At 52.3% G+C, this 24,410-nt stretch carries 21 protein-coding genes; 5 read left to right on the top strand and 16 right to left on the bottom strand.

Features of this window, described 5'->3' with window-relative positions; genetic code table 11:
- Positions 1–181: 181 nt before the first annotated feature.
- From GGC63_RS27515 to GGC63_RS27570, 13 genes are all read right to left on the bottom strand, one after another.
- Positions 182–943 carry a hypothetical protein gene (locus GGC63_RS27515; RefSeq protein WP_192705039.1) on the bottom strand — a complete coding sequence of 254 codons (762 nt, stop codon included), beginning with the start codon at positions 941–943 and terminating at the stop codon, positions 182–184.
- A gap of 244 nt (positions 944–1,187) precedes the next feature.
- Positions 1,188–2,882: a glutamine--tRNA ligase/YqeY domain fusion protein gene (locus GGC63_RS27520; protein WP_225948546.1), complete on the bottom strand. Its 1,695-nt coding sequence runs from the start codon at positions 2,880–2,882 to the stop codon at positions 1,188–1,190.
- 390 nt (positions 2,883–3,272) lie between these two features.
- Complete coding sequence (locus GGC63_RS27525) at positions 3,273–4,808, bottom strand: sulfatase (protein WP_192705040.1); 1,536 nt, start codon at positions 4,806–4,808, stop codon at positions 3,273–3,275.
- 23 nt (positions 4,809–4,831) lie between these two features.
- Positions 4,832–5,704: a carbohydrate ABC transporter permease gene (locus GGC63_RS27530; protein ID WP_192705041.1), complete on the bottom strand. Its 873-nt coding sequence runs from the start codon at positions 5,702–5,704 to the stop codon at positions 4,832–4,834.
- A 239-nt stretch (positions 5,705–5,943) separates the two neighbouring features.
- Positions 5,944–6,270, bottom strand: a complete 327-nt coding sequence (locus tag GGC63_RS34685) for a hypothetical protein (RefSeq protein ID WP_225948547.1) — start codon at positions 6,268–6,270, stop codon at positions 5,944–5,946.
- A 44-nt stretch (positions 6,271–6,314) separates the two neighbouring features.
- A complete protein-coding gene (locus GGC63_RS27535) occupies positions 6,315–7,295 on the bottom strand; it encodes an ABC transporter permease (protein WP_192705042.1) in 981 nt (326 codons plus the stop codon).
- Between the two features lie 39 nt (positions 7,296–7,334).
- Positions 7,335–8,915, bottom strand: coding sequence for an extracellular solute-binding protein (locus tag GGC63_RS27540; protein ID WP_192705043.1), 1,581 nt, complete (start codon positions 8,913–8,915; stop codon positions 7,335–7,337).
- Positions 8,916–8,986: 71 nt separating this feature from the next.
- Complete coding sequence (locus GGC63_RS27545; RefSeq protein WP_192705044.1) at positions 8,987–9,886, bottom strand: AraC family transcriptional regulator; 900 nt, start codon at positions 9,884–9,886, stop codon at positions 8,987–8,989.
- A gap of 288 nt (positions 9,887–10,174) precedes the next feature.
- Positions 10,175–11,032, bottom strand: coding sequence for a copper amine oxidase N-terminal domain-containing protein (locus GGC63_RS27550; RefSeq protein ID WP_192705045.1), 858 nt, complete (start codon positions 11,030–11,032; stop codon positions 10,175–10,177).
- Between the two features lie 211 nt (positions 11,033–11,243).
- Positions 11,244–13,151, bottom strand: coding sequence for an FAD-dependent oxidoreductase (locus tag GGC63_RS27555; RefSeq protein WP_318781132.1), 1,908 nt, complete (start codon positions 13,149–13,151; stop codon positions 11,244–11,246).
- A gap of 97 nt (positions 13,152–13,248) precedes the next feature.
- Positions 13,249–14,658 carry an ABC transporter substrate-binding protein gene (locus GGC63_RS27560; RefSeq protein ID WP_192705046.1) on the bottom strand — a complete coding sequence of 470 codons (1,410 nt, stop codon included), beginning with the start codon at positions 14,656–14,658 and terminating at the stop codon, positions 13,249–13,251.
- Between the two features lie 24 nt (positions 14,659–14,682).
- On the bottom strand, positions 14,683–16,227 hold the full coding sequence (locus GGC63_RS27565; protein WP_192705047.1) for an ABC transporter substrate-binding protein: 1,545 nt from the start codon (positions 16,225–16,227) through the stop codon (positions 14,683–14,685).
- Positions 16,224–16,766 (bottom strand): RNA polymerase sigma factor, encoded by a 543-nt coding sequence (locus tag GGC63_RS27570; RefSeq protein ID WP_192705048.1) that lies wholly within the window; start codon positions 16,764–16,766, stop codon positions 16,224–16,226. Before GGC63_RS27570 ends, GGC63_RS27565 begins: the two co-directional genes overlap by 4 nt.
- A 242-nt stretch (positions 16,767–17,008) precedes the next feature.
- Between GGC63_RS27570 and GGC63_RS34990 the strand changes: the two genes are divergently transcribed.
- Both GGC63_RS34990 and GGC63_RS27575 read left to right on the top strand, forming a co-directional pair.
- Positions 17,009–17,140, top strand: coding sequence for a hypothetical protein (locus GGC63_RS34990; protein WP_256865574.1), 132 nt, complete (start codon positions 17,009–17,011; stop codon positions 17,138–17,140).
- A 34-nt stretch (positions 17,141–17,174) separates the two neighbouring features.
- Complete coding sequence (locus GGC63_RS27575) at positions 17,175–19,214, top strand: peptidoglycan D,D-transpeptidase FtsI family protein (RefSeq protein WP_318781133.1); 2,040 nt, start codon at positions 17,175–17,177, stop codon at positions 19,212–19,214.
- A gap of 163 nt (positions 19,215–19,377) precedes the next feature.
- Here GGC63_RS27575 and GGC63_RS27580 read toward each other — a convergent pair whose 3' ends face one another.
- The 3 genes from GGC63_RS27580 to GGC63_RS27590 form a co-directional block, all read right to left on the bottom strand.
- Positions 19,378–20,634: a M16 family metallopeptidase gene (locus tag GGC63_RS27580; protein WP_192705049.1), complete on the bottom strand. Its 1,257-nt coding sequence runs from the start codon at positions 20,632–20,634 to the stop codon at positions 19,378–19,380.
- Between the two features lie 206 nt (positions 20,635–20,840).
- On the bottom strand, positions 20,841–21,776 hold the full coding sequence (locus tag GGC63_RS27585) for an MraY family glycosyltransferase (RefSeq protein WP_377740205.1): 936 nt from the start codon (positions 21,774–21,776) through the stop codon (positions 20,841–20,843).
- 135 nt (positions 21,777–21,911) lie between these two features.
- Positions 21,912–22,748: a GNAT family N-acetyltransferase gene (locus GGC63_RS27590; protein WP_192705050.1), complete on the bottom strand. Its 837-nt coding sequence runs from the start codon at positions 22,746–22,748 to the stop codon at positions 21,912–21,914.
- A gap of 256 nt (positions 22,749–23,004) precedes the next feature.
- Between GGC63_RS27590 and GGC63_RS27595 the strand changes: the two genes are divergently transcribed.
- The 3 genes from GGC63_RS27595 to GGC63_RS27605 all read left to right on the top strand — a co-directional run bounded on the left by GGC63_RS27595 (position 23,005) and on the right by GGC63_RS27605 (position 24,275).
- A complete protein-coding gene (locus GGC63_RS27595; protein WP_079914097.1) occupies positions 23,005–23,385 on the top strand; it encodes a glyoxalase superfamily protein in 381 nt (126 codons plus the stop codon).
- 148 nt (positions 23,386–23,533) lie between these two features.
- The gene (locus tag GGC63_RS27600) at positions 23,534–23,794 is read left to right on the top strand and encodes a GlsB/YeaQ/YmgE family stress response membrane protein (RefSeq protein ID WP_028549951.1); all 261 of its coding nucleotides are present in this window, start codon (positions 23,534–23,536) and stop codon (positions 23,792–23,794) included.
- Between the two features lie 31 nt (positions 23,795–23,825).
- Positions 23,826–24,275 (top strand): YtxH domain-containing protein, encoded by a 450-nt coding sequence (locus GGC63_RS27605; RefSeq protein WP_192705051.1) that lies wholly within the window; start codon positions 23,826–23,828, stop codon positions 24,273–24,275.
- The last annotated feature ends 135 nt before the right edge of the window (positions 24,276–24,410 follow it).

The following is a 24,410-nucleotide window of genomic DNA, read 5'->3' on the forward strand; positions in this document are numbered from 1 at the left end:
TGAAACCCGTGAATGGGATTAGATTTAGCGGTATTTTCACGGGTTTCAAAGGCGGACGTAAACTCCTCCGAGGCATACCCCACCTCCACATATAGCATATTTCGCGCAAAACAGGGTCTCTCGACATCCTGGGACACATCCTTCTTGGATGTGTCCTTTTGTTGTGAGGAGTAGAAGGGAATTACTCCTCCTTCCCCTCGGATGAGGAGGCGAAATAGGAGTTCAAGATCATGACGGACTCGTTCCCCGTACGGAGGTAATCCTCCTCGTAGAAGCGCTTGGAGACGTAAGCCGCCGCCAAGAAAGCGATGCAGAGCAGCACGAACATCGTCCAATGCAAATTAATGGCATACGAGTAGGATAACACAACATTCAGCAGCTGCAGAACAAAGACGAAGCAGCATGCGACGGCAAAAATCCCCGTCAAAGAGCGGTACGTGCTGCAGCGCAGCTTGTACAGAAGCAGCGGCGTCTTCCAGCCCCGGATGGACGCCAGATGCGAGGCCCAGCGGTAGAACGGGGCCCATCCCATTTTGACCCGTATTTCGCGCAGCGTAACATGAAATTCCGCGTACAGCTTTAATTTTACCCCTTCCAACACTTCCGTATTTTCCTTGAAGCAGATGGCACGGTTGCGATCGAGGGGACCGCGCTCCAGCAGCCATTTGCCGAAATACGAAATGATGATGCCAAGCAAGTAGCACCCGATCAGTCCTGCGATCGTCAATCCTGTGAGAATGGCCGCGGCCAAGGGTCCGTCCTCCGCCAGCTGCTGAATGCAATAGCTCATAATATCGCTGCTGGCATGAAACGAATTCATTAACCGCTTATGCATGGTCCAATCGATCAACAGACCATAAGAGCATCCTATAGCCGCTATAAATATCAGTCCTTGGAAGAACAAACCGACGATATCCAATAAAAATGACGCTAGCTTTTGCAAAATAATTCTCCTATTTGCTGTATTGGACGGCTCAGCCATCCTATGGTTACCTAAGTTGTATTCGACATATTGCTATAAATATCCTACCTATTAATACATTTCCAATAAATAACGATATCTGCGCTTTTCTCGAATGCTGGTAAATGCCCCGTTTCCCTTGCGCGCGGCACAAAAAAGCGGACCGTTCAAAAACGACCCGCTGCTCCAACTGCCTATTTGCGGCAAAATTAGTCCGCCTTCCGCCTTATGTCCTTTTCCAGCCGTCCTTCAAAGAAACGGTCCTATGGAACATCAGCCGCTTCGACGAGGAATGTTTGGAATCTACGCAAAAATAGCCGTGCCGCATAAATTGATACCGGCTCTCCGGCGGCGCTTGGGATAAGAAAGGCTCGACGAAGCAATCTGTCAGCTCGATCATGGAGTCCGGGTTGATTTTGTCCCCCCAGTCAGCCTCCTCGTCCTGCAACGCCCCCTCATCAAGCAGCAGCTTGTCATACAGCCTGACGCTGGCATTCACCGCATGCTCCTCCGATACCCAATGAATCGTTCCTTTGACCTTTCTGCCGGTGAAGCCGCTACCGCTTTTGGTCTGCGGATCGTAGGTGCAGTGCAGCTCGGTAATCTCCCCTGTGACCGGGTCCTTTCTAAACGTTTCACATCGTAAATAATAAGCGCCCTTAAGTCTGACCTCCTGGCCTGGGGACAGCTTATGAAAGCCCTTGACAGGATGCTCCATGAAATCGTCCCGCTCGATATAGAGCACCCGTGAAAAAGGAACCTTCCTATCCCCGAGCTCCTCATTCTCCGGGTTGTTCGGGATCGGCAGCCACTCCACCTGACCCTCCGGATAGTTGGTAATGACGACCTTCAACGGCCTGAGAACCGCCATCACGCAAGGCACCGTCGTTTTCAAATGATCGCGTACAAAATGATCCAGCAGCGATATATCGACCGTGCTCCACGACTTGGATACCCCGATTTCATCCAGAAAACGGTGGATACTCTCCGGCGTATAGCCTCTTCGTCTCAAGCCTTTGATCGTCGGCAGCCTCGGATCATCCCAGCCTTCCAGGAAGCCTCCCGCCACCAATTCTCTCAAGTACCGCTTACTCGTAACCGTGCCTTGGATATTCAGCCTTCCGAACTCTCTTTGTTTTGGAGCGGGATGGATATCTAACGCATTCAGAACCCATTCGTACAGAGGCCGGTGGTCCTTGAACTCCATTGAACATAACGAGTGGGTAATGCCTTCGATCGCGTCCTGCAAAGGATGGGCAAAATCATACATCGGATAGATGCACCACTGATCCCCCGTCCGGTAATGATGCGCATGGATTATCCGATACAGGACCGGGTCTCGCATGTTCATGTTCGGCGAAGCCATGTCGATCTTGGCCCTAAGAACCCGCGCCCCTGTCGGAAATTCCCCCTGCTTCATTCTGTGGAACAAATCGAGATTCTCCTCCACGGTCCGGTTTCTGTAAGGACTTTCCTTGCCCGGCTCGGTCAAGGTGCCGCGATAGTCATGGACTTCATCCGCGCTTAGGTCGCACACATAGGCAAGTCCCTTCCTTATAAGCTGCACGGCGTAATCATAGAGCCGGTCGGAATAATCCGAGCCGTAATAAATGAATGGCCCGGGATCGAATTGAAGCCACTTCATATCCTCGATGATCGCCTGAACGTACTCCATGTCCTCCTTCAATGGATTTGTATCATCCATTCGCAGGTGAAATCTGCCTCCGAAGGTTTTGGCTATCGAATAATTAATGTTAATGGCGTAGGCGCTGCCGATATGCAGATACCCGTTCGGCTCCGGCGGAAACCGGGTGCAGACCTTTTGCTCATTCGGCCCTTGCATCGCCAGATCCTGTGCGACCATTTCCTCCATCGCATTTAGCGGCTTATTCTCCATGCTTGATACGCTCCCATTTCCCATTGTACAGATGACCTCCTAACTTTTTTTCACTTATGGACCTCGGAACAACAAAAAAACTCCCACCCCCAAGATTCATCTTGGGGGCGAGAGTCCGATTTCGCGTTGCCACCCCAGTTCACCGGCATGTCGCCATGCCGACCTTATCAGGTACGGCGAAGCCTTATCATAAGCAGCGATCGCGATACCCTAGCTCTGTAACAGGAGCACCTGTCATAGCCTCCCGCTTGCACGTAGTTCCTGCGCAAGGATCGGTATGAGACTCAGAGGCTTGTTTCGGTAAAAGGCTCTTTACCCCTTTTCAGCTGCCGGGGCTCTCTGGTGAAAAAACCGTTTTACTTACTCTTCTCGTCATTGTCGGTTAATTTTGAATTATTGAACAATTTACATCAACTACAACCATTTGTCAAATGACAAATCCAATGCCCTCAAGCCCTGTTTATCATAAAAGGACGGGCCCTTGGTCCACGCGCAGGCCAGATGCATGAGCAGCTCGGCCGTCATTTTTTCCCGAACGGCTGCATACTCTGGCATACCATATAGGTTATGCCATTCATGAGGGTCCTGCGCCAAATGATACAGCTCACCTTGGACCTGGTCCACCCGGGAGTAGGCGTCGTGAAGCGCTCCGGGCAAGTACAGGATCAGCTTCCAATCCTGCTTGCGCCACATCAAGGAAGGAGGCATATGCTCTCCGGATGTGCCTTTGGAATGGTATTCGCAGAACGTCCCCAGGCGCTGCTGCTCTCCGAGCAAATCCAGACCGGGGAGGAGAGGATTTCGCGGAAGGCCCGCCACTCTCGACAATGTAGGCACAAGATCGATAAGCTCGGCCGGGCGGTCGTCTTCCGTTCCCTGTTTTTCCTTGGCAATATAAGAGCCCGATAAAATCATAGGAACCCGCACGCTGCTGTCGTACAAGCAGTACTTGCTGAACCGGAAGCGGCGCTCGCCCAGCATCTCTCCGTGATCGGATACGAACACAATCAGCGCGTTTTCCAGTCTTCCCTGCTGCTCCAGCAGGTCCAGCGCCCGCCCAAAATAATGATCCAGCCAGGTACAGTTAGCCCAATAACGCAGCGTCGTTCGTCTTCTCTCCTCCGGCGTCATCCGCTCCCAGACCTGTCTCTTATCGAGATAATTGCTGCGGGTCTGAGCGCTCCCCTCATCGTTAGCGGCCAAATGAGTCCCCTGCTCCTGTTCCCAAGGAGGCTGCGGCAGATCGGGTATGTCCTCGAGGCGGTACATAGACTCGAAAGCTTCGGGCACGTTGAACCCGGCATGCGGCTTCAGGAAGGACAGGTACAAAAACAGCGGCCTTGATTCGTCCAAACCGTTTTGCAAAAACTTCATGCACTCCTCGGCTACCCATCCGTCCCGGTGCCAGTGCATCGGAATCCGGCTCGTACAGCCGATATACCCGTTCGCGTTCTCTTCCCCGCCGCCGTAATTCCGGGTCTCCTCATGGTAAGCGGCCAAGCCCTCCGGCTCGGCATCGCCCATCATGACCGCCCCGTCTTCATAATGCCCGCTATTGCGGGCAAGTCCTACCGCGCGCACCTCGAAGCCTCTCGTCGGAGGAACGGGATTCTTCTCACCGTGGTTCCAATGCGTCTTCCCGAAGCCGGCCGTCTGATATCCCGCTTTGCGCATCAGCTCCGGCAGCGGATCGCTCGGCAGCTTATCTTCGTCGTGCAGGCCGCCGTAATTGGTCAGCACGCCAAGCTGCGACGGATAGTAGCCGAACATCATGGAGGTTCGGCTGGGCACGCACATGGGCGCTTGACACACCGCCTGGTTGTAGACGATTCCTTGATCGGCAAGCTTATCGAGGTTCGGGGTTTTAATATGCTCGTTGTACCGGCCGATACAGTCCCAGCGCTGCTGGTCCGTCATGAAAAAAATAATATTCGGTTTGGTTTGTACCATGACCATCATCCTCTCTGTTTATCCTATGCTTTGATCGATCCTACCATAGCGCCTTTGGCAAAATGCTTTTGCAAAAAAGGGTATACCAGTAATATCGGCACGGTAGCCACTACAACTGCAGCCATCTTGAGCATCTCCGACGGAGGAGGCTGCATGGAGACATCATAGGCCTGCAAATCCGTGTTGGAGGCGTTAAGAAGCATATTTTGCAGCAGCACCTGAATAGGCCACTGGGAGGAATCGTTCAAATACAGCAGAGCTGAAAAAAACTGATTCCAATAGCCGACGGCATCGAACAGAGCGAATGCGGCGATGGCCGGAAGCGATAGCGGAAGGACAATCGTGACCCAGGTTCGGATATCGTTGCTTCCGTCGATGGCGGCAGACTCGTCCAGCTCGGCGGGGATGCTGTCGGAGAAGCCCTTCATCAGGATCACGTTCCAGCCGCTGGCGAGCGCCGGAATAATCAGCGACCACACGCTTCCGATCAAGCCCATTTGCCGGACCAGCATGTAGTGGGGGATGAGTCCCGGACTGAACAGCATCGTCAAGAGCACCATGAAAAGAATTGCTTTGCGGCCGCGCATTCGTTTGCGGGAAAGGGCGTACGCCATTGTCGATGTCACCGTTAAACTGCAGATCGTTCCGACGATCGCCAAGAAGGCGCTGTTGCCTACCGATCGAAGAAACGCTTTGGTGGACAGCAAATATTCGTAGGAAGCGAGGCTCCAGTGATCTGGAAACAGCACCCACTTTTTTTGCAAATATTCGCCAGGATCCGTAAAAGACACTACGACAACGTAGTAGAACGGAAAGCAGGTCAGGAACGCGAGCAGCGCCAGCAAGGCGCCGTTCGTATATCGGAAGACGGAGTCTCCTAAAGTAGTATGTTTCATGATTGTACCTCCTAAAGGCTTTGCGTAGCAAAGCCTACTTCGTAAGCTACTGCTCTGGGCTTTGCACAGCAAAGCCTGCTTCGTTAGCTTCTGCTCTGGGCTTTGCGCAGCAAAGCCTGGGTCTGCTGAAAAACCTATAGAGCTTGAACTATTGCCAATATACTCCGGTGCGGTATGCCCCTCCAGCCGCTATTGAAACCCATGAAACGTGATTATATTAAGCAGTATTTTCACGGGTTTCAAAGGCGGACGTAAACTCCTCCGAGGCATACCCCACCTCCATATTCGGCATGGTTCCCGCAGAACAGGTTTTTCAAAAACCAAGGGCTTTGCGAAAGCAAAGCCTGCTTCATTAGCTTCTCTCCAAGCTTTGCGAAAGCAAAGCCTTGAGATTGTTGAGTAGAGAAAAATGCAAAAGGTGAAGGTGGGGTGTCTCCTGGAGGAGCGATAGCGTCCGCCTTTGTTATCTGGAAATTACCGCCAAATAGCGGATAAATCGAAAATTTCCTGAAAACAACAGCGGCCGGAGGGAGATACCCCACCGGAATAACGTTGCAATTTTTCAATCTCTACAAACAACCCAGAGCTTGCCAAGCAACGCGCCCCCCTGTCAAAATACGCCGTCCTGGCCGAACTTCTTGGCAACCCGGTTGGATACGACAACCAGGATCAGCCCGACGACCGACTTGAACAAGCCTACGGCAGTGCTGTAGCTAAACTGGGCCCGTTGAATCCCGTTACGGTATACATACGTGTCGAATACCTCGGCAACCTGGGAAACAGCCCCGTTATACATAAGAAAAATTTGCTCAAAGCCAACGTCCATCATATGCCCGAGCCGCAGGATGAGCAGAATCACGATGACACTGCGAATGGCTGGCAGCGTGACATGCCACATCTGCCGGAATCGGCCGGCCCCGTCCATTTTGGCGGCTTCATACACCTGCGGATCGGCTCCGGCGATAGCCGCAAGGAAGACGATCGTCCCCCAGCCGGCCTCCTTCCACATGGACTGCACCGTCACCATGACCCAGAACAGGTCCGGGTTCGTCAGCACGTCGATGCGCTCCTGCCCCATCGATTCCAGCAAATGGTTAATCAGGCCTTCCCCTTTGGCGAACAGCATGAACGTCAAGCCGGCTATGATAACCCATGACAAGAAATGGGGCAAATATATCACCGATTGAATGAACCGTTTGTAAATAACGCTCCTCAGCTCGTTCAGCATCAGCGACACAAGGATAGGCAGCGGGAAGAAGAACAATAAATTCAATACATTAATCGCGAGCGTATTGCGAAAGAGTAGCCAGAAATCAGTGGTGGAGAAGAACCGCTGAAAATGCTCCAGCCCTACCCACGGGCTATGACTGACCCCTCCGAAGGGCGAATAATTTTGAAAGGCAATCACAATTCCCCACATCGGCACATACTTGAAAATAAGGAAAAATACGATCCCGGGCAGGGCCATCAAATACAAATAGCGGTCTCTTTTTATGTCCAGCCCGAGCTTGCGCCAGAAGGGCCGCGTCTTGCGGCCGCTGTGCGGATGATTCTGGCGTACGGGCACAATGCGTCCTTCGGTGTGCTCCATGGATGTCACCCTTTCTTTTTACGTCAACCCTATAGGACGCTATTTGCCGATCCGCTTGTGATAAGCCTGGGTCATTTCCTCCGTCATTTTGATCACGTCCGGGTTATTCTTCGTCTTGGCTACGAAATCGTCCCAAGCGCTGATAGGCTCTCTTCCGATGACGATCTTGGACTTCAGATCCAGGATCTGCTTCTCCAAATCCGGAAGCACCTTGAGCGCAGTTGGCGAGCTTAAGCCAACACTGATATCCGGCACGCTGATCTTGGCCCTTTCCTCCTGAATTCGCCTCTTCTGGTCATCCGCTGCCTTCATATCCGGCGTAGGTGCAGCCGCATCCAGACTCGGATCGGTCGGATTGACGATCTGGTTAAAGTCCGAAGCATTATCCGCGTTAAGCTTCTCAGGAATCGTGACCTTCACCCCGTTGACGACGTTATGGTGCACTCCCTCAAGACCGAAGCGCTGAATGGCGCCTACTTCATTGGTCATCCAAGTGTCGATCAGCTTCAAAATCCGCTTCATCTTCGCTTCAGGCACAGTTTTCGGAATCGCCAGGATGCCGTTAAAGCCCGTTCCCTTCGGCGTAAAACCGTTAATGGAGGTTAACGGATAAAAGTCCGTATCCTTAAACGTCGGCACAAGCTTCCTCAAATCGGTCGCGTACACCCGATTGCCCGTTCCTGTTTTATCGATAACACTGCCGGCACGGTTGCCCTTGTATAAATCGCGAACCTGCGTCAGCTTAAGCGAGAGCTGATCCTCCGGCAGCAGTTTTTCCTTGTAAGCTTGCGTCGTGAACTCCAGCGCCTTGCGCACTTCCGGCAGAAAAGCGGTATAGACGAGCTTATCGCCTTCAAGCTTCCACTTGCCGTTAACCCCGGTAAAAATACCCTCGAACGTTCCCAGCAGCGTATCAAACCCCGTCGACAGGCCGAACGTATCGTTCTTGCCGTTGCCATCAGGATCTTGCTCGGCGAAAGCCTTCATCATCGCGTACAATTCCTCGGTCGTTGTCGGAGGCTTCAAATTCAGCTTGTCGAGCCAGTCCTTGCGGACAATCAGGAACGACTCATCGTTCTCATCCCGTGCGCGGGGAATCCCGTAATTCTTTCCGTCCTCCATCTTCGTCAGCTCCCAAGCAATCTTGGGCGTACCGTTCTGCAAATTCGGATAGTCCTTGATATAAGGGGTAATGTCCCAGAATGCGCCTTGGGCGACCATGGTCCGGAACGTGCTGTTGAAAGGATCGTTAATCATCGTCAAATCCGGGATATCTCCGGAAGCCAGGGCAATATTTAATTTCTCCGTATAAATATTGTTGGACACCCAGCGAATCGACATCTTGGAGTTCGTCGCCTTCTCAATCTCGCGTTTGATGACATTGTCATCGGAGGCAGGAGGCGTGCTTGGCGTCACCGTCATGATGCTCAATTCCAGCGGTCCGTTATCCTGAGCCGCTCCCTCCGTCTTGCCGGCAGCCTTGCCGCCGCCGCACGCCGCAAGCAGTGCCGAAGACAGCAGCAGCGCAGCCATCGTTCCCGCTATCCGAGATTGGCTTCCCTTCTTCTGCTTTTTGCGCTTTGTAACCCTCCAATAACCCTTCTCTCCACTCAAATCCATATCCATTTCTCCTATCTATATCTGTTTAACTACGGTCCGGCAAGCGAACCCTTTCTCCCCATACAGCCCTTTTATGATATTTTGCGGGCCTTGGACTGCTTGCGAAAGCTGCCTGGCGTACTGCCTACCATACGTGCGAACAATCTCGTAAAAAAGGATGCATCCCCGAAGCCTACGGCGAGCGCGATCGCCTCTATGCTTTTTGGTGTTTCGCGCAGCATATGCTTCGCCCGCTCGATTCGGATTTGCTGCAGCATGGCCGTAATGCTCATCCCCATCTCCTGTTTGAACACACGGTTCAGATGCCGCTCGCTAATCGTAAATTCCTTCGCCAAGGAGGCTGCCGTAATTTTTCGGTGAAAATTCGTTTCGAGATGATGTCTCACTCGGCGCACCAAAATCTCATGACCGCTCGCTAGCGGCCGATGCTGCTTCTGCATAGATTGCTGCTGCAGCTTACAGCGCGATAAGAGGACAAGCAATTGAATCAGCTTGAGCCGGTTCACCATCCCGAATCCGGGCTCCATGTCCTTTCCCTCCTGGATCATGCTTTCGAGCAAAGCCACAACAGCACTAGACTGCTCATGCGTCAGCTGTAGGTTTCGCGGTAATAAGGCAAGCTCTTCAAAAAAAGGGGCTACGTAAGCCAGCTCACGAACCGTATCCGGCTGATCCGGATAGGCCGTACGCACCGACTCTGCCTCAAACAGGCAATTGATGATTTCTATGCCGGAAGCCCCCGCATCCACGTAGGCATGGCTTTCACCGGGCAGAATCACATACACATCTCCGGCATGAATATCGAAGCATTGCTGGTTAATTCGGTGGCGGCCCTCGCCATGAACCACATAGACCAGCTCCACAAAGTCGTGCCGATGCTCCTCAACGATATTGTGCAATCCATGCGAGGATCGCTGGACCCAGATGGAGTGTCCGTCGTTCTTGTACTTGGCGAATGTTTTGACTAACATATCCGGATCTGCCCCTTCCTTAATACCAAGTATTACACTAGATTTTGTATGTTTTATAGTTAACTCTATCTTACCTCATTTTGCAAGCATGCGGCATGTTCGATCAGGACAAAATTATTGCTTATTACGACAACGATACAGATCAAAACAACCCCGCAAAGCCATCCATCCTGCTGGTGCGGCATTCGCAGGGAATACCCCAACGGATAGCAAGGCATATTTCCGGGGTACAAAAAAAGCCAGAAAGTGCTATACGCACTCTCTGACTTTTCCTTCCGGCTTGCGCCCTTATTCTTCGTTAATAATGACGGAGGTCGTATCCGGCTCCCAGTTAACAGCAGCTTTTAACGCTTCGCTTATAAATCGTACCGGCACAACGGTGCTGCCGTCGGCAATCTCCGCAGGAACTTCAAGCTTGACTTCTTTTCCGTCAACGTAAGCAGTCGTGCTTCCGATAAACAATTTCACGGAAATTCCATCGCGCGTTACCGTAACGGAACGTTCCTCTTCGTTCCAGGCAACATCCGCCTTCAACGCTTCAGCAATAGCACGGAACGGAACGAGCGTGCTGCCTTCACGAATAAACGGAGCCACTTCAAACGACGGCTCTTCCCCGTTTACATAGAGCTTGACGCCCTTTTTGCCCAGCTTATCGTACAGTTTGCCAAGCTTTTTATATGCTTGAATATTTTTGACGTTTGCCCGAACTGCATCCTTCTGAACATAGACGGCATCGCTTACGCTTCCTTGCTCCTCAAGCAAGTCTGCCACAGCGGATAATGCTTCATCCTTCGCTTGAATAGCCTCCAGCTTTGTTCTTTGTTCATCCGTCAGTTTACCATCGTATTTCGTCAGCAGCAGCTCGGCGATCACCGCGCCTGCCGGTTTATCCTGGACATGGTCAATAGCATTCAATAGCCCCTTATATCCCTGATGGCCGTTGGCGTTGTAAGTGCTGTCCGTAACGGAAGCCCCGGTATCCGCTTTCTTGCTGCTTGCTTTCGTTTCCGCCGAAGTCTGAGTTTGGATTACATTCTCCGCTTTTTTCTCCGCACCGTTGCCGTTGTCGGACTTCGCCAAGGCCGCTCCGGCAAAGAGACTGGTAGCCAATACACCGGATGCTGTCGCTAATAGTACTTTGTTCATGAAATAATCCCTCCAAGGATGTAGGTTGAGGTAGCTGTTAGTAGAATTCGGTAAAAGCCCCCCGTTTTTGGAGGGTGACCCCAAAAATTTTTTTCACGCAGGTATATCTGAAAATAAGAACTGCCTTCCTGCATCCGATAGGAGGCTTGATTCAGACATAAAAAAAGCTATGAGGCTCTACCCTAGGTAGAGCTCCACAGCCCTTTCTACTTCACTCATACTTAACTCCGGCCGTATTCTCCACGAAATCGCGGATCAGCATATAGCTGTCACCATTCGTAAGCTGCAGCGGGTCCGAAATTTGCTTGATCGTATCCTTCTTCAGCCATCCGCGCTGCACCAGCTCCGCTACGGCCTCTTCCCTCGTGCTCTTGAGACCCGCCGCCATAGCCAGGGTCAGAGCCGCCTGATCCAGCGTCAGAGGCTGCTTGGCAGGGGTCGGCATGTGCCGGATGGATAAGCCGGCATCACCCTGGAACGGCGCCGGATGTACTTTACGTACATTGGCCATATGGGAGACAAACCGCTGCGGATTGGACTTGCCGTCCAAATCCCAATTCATATTATCGTAGCCGCCTATCGTAACCGACATGCTGACGGCGGCTTTCAGACCCGGGAATGCTTTATGCTTCATATAGGCGGGTTTGTCGAATGGATACAACGACAGCTCTACGTTTTGCTGCATCAGCTTGTCCCTCAGCTCCGCTATGCCGTCCTTCGATTGGGACAGCTGCCGGAACGTCACTCCCCGGTCAAGCGCTATTTTGGCTGCCGCTCCGGCCGCTTCTCCCGTCGCCATTCCAAGCGGAATGACGCGAGCGCTTCCATGAGGCAGAGAATCGAAGCTCGCCGCTCTCCCGACGACAAGCAGTCCGTCTACCTTCAACGGCACCAGACAGCGGAACGGTACGCCATACTGCTTCGGCTTCATCATGACCGAGCCGGGATCCTTATAGTTCGTGCTCTGAATATCCACTTCGTAGGAGCCGTAAGCTATAGCATCCCAATGATCCCTGTTCTCCATCAAGTCGGTCATCGTCAAGCGGTATTCCCCTTGCAGATGCCGCGTTTCCCTGACATACAGCTCAGGCGCCGTTCCTAGCAGCTCCACTCGCTTGAACTCGCTGAAGTTGTTTTTCATATAGGTAACGATGTGCTCGGCTTCTTTCCTCCCGATCTCCATCCCTTCACGGACCGATTCCGGATTCAACGGGTCGACACCGAAGATTTGCATCGCATTGATCAGGACGGTATTATCGTTCTGCCTGCCTATATTCAGCCCTCTCATGCGTACCCGCTCTTTGTTCGTGGACACATAGTCCTTCATTTCGGGAAAGCCCCAGGCGCTCATCTTATCGCTTCCCGTATGAGGATGCTTGCCGAACGAGTCCCACACCTTGGGTGTAACTCCGCCAAGCTTGAACACGAGCGTAACGGCCATTTGGGAGGAGGCATCGCCGATATCCTCACGTCCCAGCGTGAACGGCGCGCCTGCGAGGGCTGCGATATCCCCGTCCTGCGTAGCGTCGATCACCGTCTTGGCATAGACCGAATGCTCGGTCTGATCAGCGCTTACAATACGCAAGCCGATTACAGCGTTTCCTGCCTTGCCGGCCTGGACCAGAGGCTTGATTTCTCTAGCCTTCATTAGAAGATCGATGTTCGGCTCGCCGCTTACCATCTTATAAAACACATTGGCCGCCGTATGCGTGTCGAACGAGGTTCCTTCGATCTGGTCATACCATTCCTGAAAAATCCCCTTATTCAAAAAGTTGTGTTTACCCGAAGCCGCCGGCTGCTGGGGAGCGTAGTTCAAATCGAGTGTATTCAGCCAGCCGAGGGTCATGAGTCCCCCCAGGATGTCACGGTCCTTCCCGTCGACCAGAAGCACCTTAAGTCCATTACGCGCTGCCGAGACGGCTGCGGCAATGCCTTCCGGATCGGTTCCCACGACGATCGTATCATAGCTTTCCTTAACCTGTGCAGCCGATTCCACCTTCTTCAGAGGCTGCTGCGGACCTATCCCGGCGCTGCGGCTCTTCCATGCGTCCCATTGTAATATCCCCCCAATCATCGCTACTAAGATCATCGCGCCTATCCACATACGGAACCGTTTCACCTGAAAGATTCAACTCCTGTTACAATAAAAAATGAGTGCAATTCCATATATTGTAACAGGAATCTTTTTACAAATTCAATACTTGATCCGCTGCGATTTAATTCCCTGTCCTTGCCTTTTCCTCTGCGCGCGCTTTATCCAACGCCATTTGCCCTTCCTCCTGCAGCTGCTTCAGTCCCGCTTCCACGGATACCCCGTCCTGAAGCATCGCTTGCATCTGCTTCTCCATGACCGCCTGAAGCTGCTCGGTGAAAGAGACCGGGATGCTGTCATTGTAACCGGATTGTACATTTTCGTTATATTTCACGTTATAGAACGGCTCCAGGCTGTGACCGTCGATCTCCTTGGCAAATTCCTTGCGCACCGGCAGCTCCATCGATGTCTTGGCTTCGATTTTGGCAGCTTCGCGCCCGTTAAAATATTTGACCACTTCCCATGCGGCGGCTGTATTCTCGGCTTGGGCGTTGATGCTGTAAATCGGGTAGACTGAAAAATTCGGATTGCTGCTATGTCCCGGATTGGACGAAGGGGCACTTGTCATCTCCCAGGCAAAGGTTGCCCCCCTCTGCTTCAGGCCGTTGATCTGCCCCAGATTGCTGATCGTCATAGCGGCCCGTCCTGCACTGAACATATCCTCTCGCTCCACATCCTCCTTATCAAACATGCGCTTATCCGGCATAAAGGTCCATTGAAACACCCCGCTCTTGTAGCCGTCGATGACAAGCCGGTAGATGTTTCTCCACGAATCTGTATCCAGCATCACCTTGCTCCCCGTTGGATCGGTATATGCGAGTCCCTCCGCCTGGCCGATATAGGTAACCAGACTCAGAGGCGACCTCATGTATCCCATATGGAAGCCGTAAATCCGTTCGTCCTTGCCCCCTTCCGCCGGAAACCGCTGTGCCAGACGAATCATTTCCTCCCACGTCATCGAATCCTTCGGATAAGGGATGCGATACTTGTCGAACAGATCCTTATTGTAAAATAGCACTGAGCTGGTAAAGTTTGGAGACAAGCCGTACAGCTTCCCATCTCCTTTCATCTTCAGGAAATCGACGGCCGCCGGAAGCAGATTCCCCACGTCGAACTGGTCCTTGGCAATCAGAGGGGACAGGTCGTACAGCTTCCCCTCCTGAACAAGCTTCCCGTAATCATACGAGTTGGTAATGAGAAGGTCCGGCTTCTGCTCATCTATCAGCTTCAAATAATTTTTCATATAGTCCTTCACATAGTTTGTGCCATACAGTTCCTGCGTAGGAACAATCTTCACATCCAGCTCAGGAAATTTAGCTATAAAATAGTCCGCGTACTCGTACTGGAATTGATCCTCGTTGCCCATAGCAATCCGAAGGGTGCCTTTGATTGGGCCAGCCGGAGTCTCCTCTGCTTTGTCGCACCCGTTCAAAAGAAGCATAACTGAGGCAGTCAACGCAAGCGCAAGCATGGAGAACCCGTACCGTTTCCTTTCCCATTTGGCAGGTATGCGGCCATTTTTTCGAATGCTCATCCCTATCCTCTCTCTTTCCATCCATTAATTCCGGCTGTCTATCAGGGCGTTGAACAGCGCCTTTTGCGCGTCTTCCTGCAGCTGTTTAAGCATATCGTCCAGCCTCTCCTTACCCTCGACGACGGAACCCGTTCTTTGTGCAGCCGCCGGGGCGAAGGCCTCATTGAACTTGCGGAGCAGACGGGGATGCACCGAGGAATCCGGCAGCTCGGCAGGCTTCATGCTGTAGAATGGAGCGTAATTATGCTCCTCGTCAGGCTTTAAAGCTTTTATATGGACCGATAGACCGCCGCCGTAGGATTTATCCAGCTTCTTGGCGATTTCCAGACTGTTGATCAGCTTCAGCATCTCCCAGGCGGGCCGCAGATGCTCCGACTTGGCATTGATCGCGAACACCGATCCGATAAACAGGGAGGACGTCTCATCCGGATGGGCCGGATGAACAGGCTCACTTACAATATCCCATGGAAAGGAAGGCATGTTGTATCTGCTGGCAGCCTGCTTCAAATCATTACTAAGCGAGAACCCATAGACAGCCATCGCTGCTTTACCCGAAATGAAGGGATTTCTTTTGTATACCTCATCCATCATCATATTGCGCTGGGGCGACGGCTCCCGTTTGTAGACATACCCTTTTTGAAAACCGTCAATCGCCATCCCCCATACCTTTTTCCAAGCGTCCGTGTTCACCGTAGCCTGCGTTCCGTCCGAACCGATCAGACTCATGCCGTTCGTCTTCCCGATTTGCATAGCGAGGTCTGAAGCGTCGCTGTAGTAGGACGGCATCAGACCGTAAATCCGATTCTCTCCGGTGCCGTCTGCAGGGAACCGCGCCGCCAGCTGCAGCACCTCTTCCCAGCTCATTTTATCCTTCGGATACGGGACCCCGTATTTGTCGAATAAGCTTTTGTTATAGTACAGGGCGTTCATTTCGTACTCCGGAGCCAATCCGTACAGCTTGCCTTCTCCAAGCTTTCGCAGCGTATCGGTTACGCCCGCATACACATTTTGCAGATCATAATGATCCTGCTTCATGACCGCCTCAAGCGGGTACAATCTGCCTTCCTTGGCAAGCTCGCTATACAAGTCGAGAGACAAGTACAGCACATCCGGGTTTTCCTGATCGATCAGCTGGATCATCTTCTCCTTATAATCAGCCTGTCCCCACCCGCTCGTGTCGACAGGAACGATCTTGACCTCCATGTTCGGATAACGGATGGTGTAGGCCTTGCCGTAGCGCATTGAAAACGTATTTTCATGAAAATATGCGACCTTCAGCGTCAGCTCCTTTTCTTGATCCATCGGTGACAGTACCGGAGGGCTGGCCGGCTTCGACAGCTGCCCGAGCAAGCCCCCGATCTCCTCCTGCCTGGTGAACGCAAAGGCTAACAGCACACAAGCTAACAGCACCGGACTCAGCTTAAGCCAGCGCCGGCTTCTCGGATTTCCCTCCACTTCGACACGCTCCTTTATCTTCCTCATCAAATCTTTGGAAAAGCCCCCCTCGCCTGGCCGTAATGGCGATCCCGCGAGCCGCTTCTCCCATTGCTCCGGTTCCATCTGCTTCATGGCTTGCCCTCCTTGTTCAACAAACCGCTTACTTTGGCCCTCGCCCGATACAATCTTGATTTGACCGTTCCCTCCGACAAAGACAATAATCCGGCTATTTCGGCATGAGTCAGCTGATGATGCGCATGAAGCAGCAGCACCTCCCGCAGCTTGCGGGGCAGCTCCAGTACGACCTGCCATACCTCCTCCTCCACCATAAGCCCCATGGCCTCCGTCTCGGCTGAAGGACTGCTGCCTTCCCTGGTCTGAAGACCAAACGGGATGACCCTGCGAATCCAGGAGGAACGCCAATGGTCCTTCACCAAATTGCGCGTTATGGTAAGCAGCCATGTTTTCACTGAGGCCTCTCCCCGGTAGGAGTACAGCCGTTCATATACCCTTACGAATACCTCCTGTGTGATATCGTCGGTAAGCTCTTTATTTCGTGTCATGAAAAATGCGTAATTCCACACATCGTCCCCGTAAGCGAGCATGATGTCTTCCAGAATGACATTCTTGTCCATCCCGCCGGAAAGTGATTTTAAATATTCAAAGGCCACCCCTGTTCACCTCACACACAATTGGACGAACCAACAGGAGGAAGGTTCCCTTTATCGGAAATATTTTCTTCTAATGGGGATAACCCGTAACTTTTCCTTTGAGCGCTTCGTCTTATAGACAGACGTCCAGCAGCCCGTATTCTTTTGCGCCACAACGCCCAAAAAATTTTCAATGTTGTGGTAAACCTCTCAACACAGCGGCCTTACGGCATGGTAAACTATGGTTGTAAAGGAGAATGCGGATGGATACACGTCTATTACAGGATAAAACAAATCGCAGATTCGATTGGCGCTGGGCTTCCGTCTGCGGAATGATGGGATTCCTGGCGGCCGTCGTGCTATGGATAGCCATCATTTGGTTTGCGCAGCAATAATTCACGGGACATGGGTCTGAGGAGTGAAAGACAAGTGGGTAGCGGCTTTTTTCGTTATAAAGAGGACCAGGCCGAGAAGCAGGAGATCCGGAAACGTAGACATTTTTCCATTCGGTTGAATTTATTCTTTTTTGTTACGTTTTCCCTGTTTAGCGTACTGATTATCCGATTAGCCATTTTGCAGTTTGTTGAGGGAAAATATTTCAAAGAGATCGAGAACAAGGTTTCCCACAGCGAAAGCCCGATTGCCCCCATTCGCGGTACGATCTACGACCAGACGGGTCATGCTATTGCCCAGTCCCGGTCCATGCAGTCACTCTACTACCGGGTGGAGGGCCGTGCCACGAACAAGGATGAAATCATAGAGCTCGCACAAAAACTTGAGCAGATCTTTGCCGAGAGGGGCAATCCGGATGCCAAGCCGCTCTCTGCCGCCGATATCTTGAAGCTGATGGATGTCGGCTTCGATTTGAATAAGAACAAGACCAAGGAGCCCAGCTACTACTCCATCCCGAGAAGGATTAAGGCCGATTTATCCAACAAGGAAATCGCCTATTTGCTGGAGCACCGGGATGAGCTGCGGGGCATCGAGATCCTGGAGGACAGCGTCCGATTGTACGACAGCCAGAAAATCGCAGCCCAATTGGTCGGCTATATGAAACGGTTCAACGCTGCCCGAAATCCGGACTCCGGTCTGGCCTACTACAGGAGCAAGATGGATGAGTATCTGGATGTCGAGGATGTCGGCTTCGATGGCCTGGAGCTGATGTATCAGGAGGAGCTGCGGGGGAAGAAGGGCAGCAAGACCTATCCGGTCAATGCAGCCGAGAAAATTATCGGGCCCCCCACCATCGTTAAGCCGGAGAAAGGCCATAATTTATATTTAACTATAAACAAGGACATTCAGCTTGCTACGCAGAAGGCGATTACCGAGCATCTTAGCTTCCTCCGGAACCGCTCGGCCGCAGGGGAGTTCGCCTATGCCCCGAATGCCCGCTCCGGGTTCGCTGTAGCCATGGAGGTACAGACCGGTAGGGTCGTCGCCATGGCAAGCATGCCGGACTACGACACGAATCTGTGGACCGGCGGCATTAGCAGCAATGAGGTTTACAACCAAATCATGCCGTTCGTCAATAACGGCACCATTACGACGTCCTATCCTGATTTTCCGGAAAAGGAGCGCAATAAGCATCCTTCCTCTCTCGTCTTCATGGGTTCTGTCATCAAGCCCTTGACCATTCTGATCGGGCTGAAGGAAGGCGTCATTAATCCTAACAGTACTTATAATGATTCAGGCTCCTTCTCCTTCGGGGTAGGTAATAACGCCACGATCCGAAATTCAGACGGTCATGCCTACGGTGCGCTGAATCCGACAACCGCAATCATCAATTCGTCCAATACCTATATGTCCGCTATGGTAGGAATCCCGCTCTGGAACAAGTATGGCGGCGAGAAATCCAAGGTGCTCGACGTATGGGCGGAGCATCTGGCAGAGTTCGGCTTGGGCGTTAAAACCGGAAGTAATTTGCCCAACGAAATTGCCGGCTCCAACGACTTTTTTCAAAACGCCAAAACGAGCAGTAAGCAGTCTGCCATGGTCTATGCATCATGGGGGCAAAACGAGAAGTATACTACGCTGCAGCTGGCGCAATATGCCGCCACGCTCGCTAACCGGGGCAAGAGGATGCAGCCGCAGTTCGTCGATAAGATCACAACGGCGGAAGGCGAGCTTGTCAAGGGATTTGAGCCCGTCCTGTTGAACGAGGTCAATTATCCCAAAAATTATTGGGATATCGTGATCAAAGGAATGAAGAGCGGCGCAGCGGGCATTGAGGATCTGCCGTTCCCTGTAGCGCGCAAGACCGGTACGTCCACGCAGGCCGTACCCGGCGGAACCGTCGATAATGCGGTGCTTATCTCCTTCGCTCCGGCCGATAATCCCGTCCTTGCGGTAGCCGTCGTCGTTCCGGAAGGAAGGTTCGGTCGGTACGGAGCCGCTCCGATCGCAGCCAAAATCTACGAGGCCTATGATCAATATATCGGCGGTCTGAGCAGCAAGGAGAAAAAGCGGTAAGCTGTTTCCATGACAAGCACCAATGTGGGAACAACAAAATTTCCCAGCGTATGTGAGGCCTTGGCTTCGAGGCTAATTCAGCTGCTTTGCAAGGGCCCCTTGAATTTGAAAGTAAGTCAAATAAGCCGGAATCCCTTACGGGGAACCGGCTTATTATGTTTGCTTATACCGCCTTATGGCCCTCATCCTGCCCGGCCTCTTCCGCCCGGCTGACTTGGACGAACAGCATCTGATCCTTGCGCAGGTAGCTCCGGGCGAACGCCATGACGTCCTCCGGCGTCACGCTGCGGATTTGTGCGGCAAAATAGTGCGGGTCTGTCTGGATCCGATACAGCTGCTCAGAGGCCAGCCTGCTGTTCACGGCTTCCGTCTGATCCTGAGAGATCATATGCCTGCCGATAATCGCATTCTGGGCCCTCTCCAGTTCTTCATCCGAGATACGTTCGTGATGCATCCGCTCCAGCTCCTCTAGAATTACGTTTTTGGCATCCTCAAGCCGAAGCGGATCAGTGCCGACATAGCCCGTGATGAAGCCCTCACTGACCATGGGACTTATGGCAGCCCACACCTCGTAGGCCAGCCCCATCTCTCCCCGAATACGCCGCTTCAGCCTCGACCCGTGTCCGCCTCCCAGCAAGTGGAGAGCTACATAACCGGCATACTTATCGTCCTCATAAGAGCTCGGGCCGTACATTCCCCAATGAAGATGCGCCTGCCGGATGTCTCTGGCCTCATGAATGACACGCCCGCCGAGCTGGTACGGCTGAAGCTTATCCAACGGCTCCGTGAAAGGCTCCGATGCAGGAATATCCAGAGAGCCGATATATTCAACAAGCTTGTCATGCTCGATATTGCCTGTGACGACCAGCACGATATTGCTAGCCTTGTAGTAATGCCTATGGTACTTGATAAGATCCTCTCTGGTCATCGCCGTGAGCGTCTCTTCCGTCCCCAGATTCCCTGCCCGTTCCGGGTGCATGGCCCTCAGCATGCGCAGCAGCGTGCGGCTCCCGTGATCACGCGGATTATCGTGAGCTCTCTTGATCTCCTCGATCACCACCTTTTTTTCAAGCTGGAGCTCCTCCTCCGGAAATTCGGAATGGAACACCATATCCGTCAGCAGCTCTACCCCCTGCCTCCATTTATCAAAAGGAACATGAGCATAATAGCGGGTCCGGTCCACGCTGGTCGCAGCATTCATTCTGCCGCCATAATTCTCGATATCGTTCGTAATCTGCTCTTTCGTTCGTCCCTTCGTTCCCTTAAACAGCATATGCTCCAAAAAATGCGCGATGCCGTATGGATACTGCTTCTCATAATGCCCCCCTGCCCTAACCCAGTAGCAGATCAGGGTCGACACGGCCTGCTCGTTGTGCTTGCTCACTATCGTAAGTCCGTTAGCCAAAGTCGTCTTTTGCATATTCCGTCTCCTCTCAGCGATTCCTCGACAAAAATCCCGCTTAAGATATACGTATTCGTGTCTCCCCAGTCCTTCCCCTTCTGTTATGCAGGCGAAAGGCTAATTTTTCCTTTTTCGGGCCATTTTTTGCTTTACGGGCAAATCAAATTTCCCTACAAAAAAAGCCTGTCCGCGTCTAAGCAGCACGGCAGGCCTGTACACATACATTATACTTTTAGCATCAATATGATGATAGAAGTCAGTCCAAAGCATACGTTGATCAAGCATAAAAACATCAGCACCTGCTTCGGATTCAATCCGCTGGCCAACAGCCGGTAATGCGCTTGGCTCGTATCCGCTTGATAAATCGGTTTGCCGTTCAGGAACCGCTTGAAGACCACGAACAAATTATCGAAGATCGGAACGCCTAACGCAAGAATCGGGATAAACAAAGACAAGACCGTCGCCTGCTTGAAGGCGCCATTCAAAGCAATGACCGCGAGCATGAAGCCGATGAACGAGGCTCCCGCATCCCCCATAAATACTTTGGCCGGAGGCTTGTTATAGCGTAGATAGCCTAAGCCGACGCCGACCAGAATGATCGCCATCATGGCGGAATCCGGTTGATTCTTCGCCAAAGCGACTATGAACAGCGTTAGCGCAGAAATCGTCGATAAGCTGCCGGCCAGTCCGTCCATGCCGTCCGAGAAGTTAATGACCGTCGTTACGCCGAAAATCCAGGTGATGGTGAGCAGAAATTGCGCCCAGGTCCATAGAAGAATTTCTTCCCCGGTGAACGGATTCGTAAAGCCATGAAATACGATCCCGGATTTGTATACGATGACAGCCGCCAGCAGCTGAACGACCAGCTTCGGCAGAGCTGACAGCTCTTTGCCATGCGTTTTGTACCAATCGTCGACAAGTCCGATCATAAGCACGAGCAATCCGCCCGCCATGATCGCTAAGGTTTGGGACAGATTATCTCTTATAAACAAAAGGTATGTAAGGACAAATCCTGCAAAAATGGCGATTCCTGCCGTAAGCGGGATCGGTTCCCGATGAATCTTTCTTTCATTGTCCGGCCTGGGCTTGTCCACAAAGTCGATCCGGTAAGCCAGCTTGCGCAGCGGAGGTATGCTTACCAATACAATCACAAACGAGATCAGTCCAGCAATAAAGTACGAAATAACGATCCCTCCTCAAAAATTGTCACATGAGTCGAATGGATAAGGATAAACTGACAATTTCCATTATATCACAGAGGAAGGAGGGTGAACATGCTGTCGAATGAAGCCTGCTTAACCAAGGGAGCCGCTGATGCGGGAATAAATCATATCGGGACGCCATGCCGAACGTTCTCCCAGCACCATGCGATCGGCGCAGGAGGCGATCGTTAATCCGATCTGCTGAAGATAATCTATCGCCTTCGTATTAAGCTCGCTTACCCCGATGGAGTGATGCTTCTCTGAGATTACAGCCTGCTGCAGCAGCATTCTCCCCGCTTCCACGTCGCTCGCCACAATAGGACCGGGGCTCCACGGAGCTCCGTGCAAATAATAGCCGCGAATGCCGCTCCCATCCTCCTTCGGAACGACCCAGCCGCCATTATGCTGGAGCAGCTTCTCCAATACAGTCATGCGGTTCTCCCCAGCCGCCCTCCGGTCCAGCTCGGCAATCATAGGAAGATCGGCAGCCTGAACGGCCCTCAGCTGCCCCGATCCGGCTGCTTCTTCCATCACGGCCTCCGGCTCCGCCTTTAAGAAGCAGTACCGGGATTCTACGGTGAAGCCCAGCTTCTCGTATACCGGCTTGCCGAACTCGGTAGCAATAAGCTGAAGCGTGCGGCAGCCCTTCGAATGGAGATCGTCCATTACGGTCCGGGTGAGCCGCGAACCCAGTCCTAGACCTCGAGACGAGGGCTCCACAATAATGGGGCCTAACCATCCCGTTGGCCCCCAGCAAGTTGCGTTAGCCATGCCGACTATACGGTCTCCCCGCTCGGCAACAAAGGTCATACAGCTCGGATCATTCCAATAATAAAGCATTTGCGGTGCAATATCGCCCCATCCCTTCGGGCGCAGCTGGCCTACAGCCTCCAGATCATTCCATAGCATCGGTCGAATGACTATGTCCATCAATGAACCACCTCTTTTTTTGTGAATAAAAATAAATAATATTGAATTATTATACATAATCTAGTAAACATATTCTACCGTTTCTTACGTTTTTATAAAGCCTTCCTCCGCAGTAGTAGTGAAACAAAGGAAAATAACCAGGATTGTACCGCAGGGAATTATTGTATATGCTAGTAACAGCTGCCGATAAGTACGGCGGACATACGAAGATGCAGGGCACACACCGCCCGGCAAGACAAGGGAGGAATGAATATTTATGGATAAGCCGCAGCAATACCAGCTCCATTCAGTCATACCGATACTGCGTATGTTTGACGTCGAGAAGACTCAACAGTTTTATTTGCATTATTTGGAATTCGAGCTCGACTGGGAGCATCGATATGAAGATAACTTCCCTCTCTACATGCAAATCTCTAACGGAAGCTGCGTGCTGCACTTATCCGAGCATCACGGAGATTGCTGCCCTGGTGCGGCCGTTCGGATAGAAACTAAGCATATTGAGGCCCTTTACGCGAGGCTTTCCGCCAAGCAGTACAAATATATGAAGCCTGGACTCGAAACAGCACCGTGGGGGGGAAAGGAAATCACGGTGCTGGACCCTGCAGGCAATCGGTTGACCTTTTATGAGCATGAATAGCCTATTGCGCCATCATGACGAGCACTAAACCCTAACAGCCCTTATGCTTCCCGCCGGGATGCTTCGGGCTGTTCTTATGTTTCACGATTCTTCGTAACGGGTACTAATTATCATGCAAGACAACCCAATGGAAGGGAGCGTGATGGGGATGATCAGCTTGCTGATAACGATCATCATGGCTATTGTCATCGGGGCTATTGGTTCGGCAATTGCGCCTGGAGGAATGTCCGGGGGTATTATCGGATCGATGATTGCAGGGTTCGTCGGCGCATGGCTCGGGGCATTGCTGCTCGGGACCTGGGGACCTATCATCGGGGGCTTCGCCGTGGTTCCGGCCATTGTAGGAGCGGCATTATTCGTCTTCCTGCTAACGCTATTGTCCAGAACCTTAAACGGCAAACAGTCTTAAACCCATTACATGGTAAGGAGAGTGGATAACGATGACAGCAACGGAAAGCAAACGAAATGATGTCGTTTTGGGAACCATTATCGGAGGTGCTGCCGGAGCATTGATCGCTCTTCTATTGGCACCGAAATCAGGCCGCGAGCTGCGGGAGGACCTTGTAACCAAAGTCCAATCCCTGCAGGCCAAGAGCCAGGATTGGCTGGAGCTGGTGAAAACCAAAGCGGCGGATACGGTAGAAACCGTGAGCGGGCAAGGCACCGAGCTGCTGGAGAAAACCAGGGAAGCTGCAAATCAGGCGCTGGACTCCGCGCACAAGGTAACAGAGGCTGCGGCAGATAAGGTGCGGCAAGCAGCGGATAAAACGGCGGATACCGCTCACCGTCTGGCCGATCGCGCTGCCGATACCACACATAAAGCGGCGGATCACGCCGAAGCTAACACTCACGAGGCGTTGGATAAAGCTAAGACAGCCTCTCAGGGGTAGCTTCCGATGCTTCTCTCAAACCAGCGATGTTCCTTCAGGGGCATCGCTTTTTCTCATGCTTTTTATGCCCGGCCGCAAGAGATGACCCCGCATAGCGGGGCGCTTTACGGGGACCTCGATGTTATGTAATAAAGC

It is taken from the genome of Paenibacillus sp. OAS669 (genome assembly GCF_014873645.1).
Classification (GTDB): domain Bacteria; phylum Bacillota; class Bacilli; order Paenibacillales; family NBRC-103111; genus Paenibacillus_S; species Paenibacillus_S vulneris.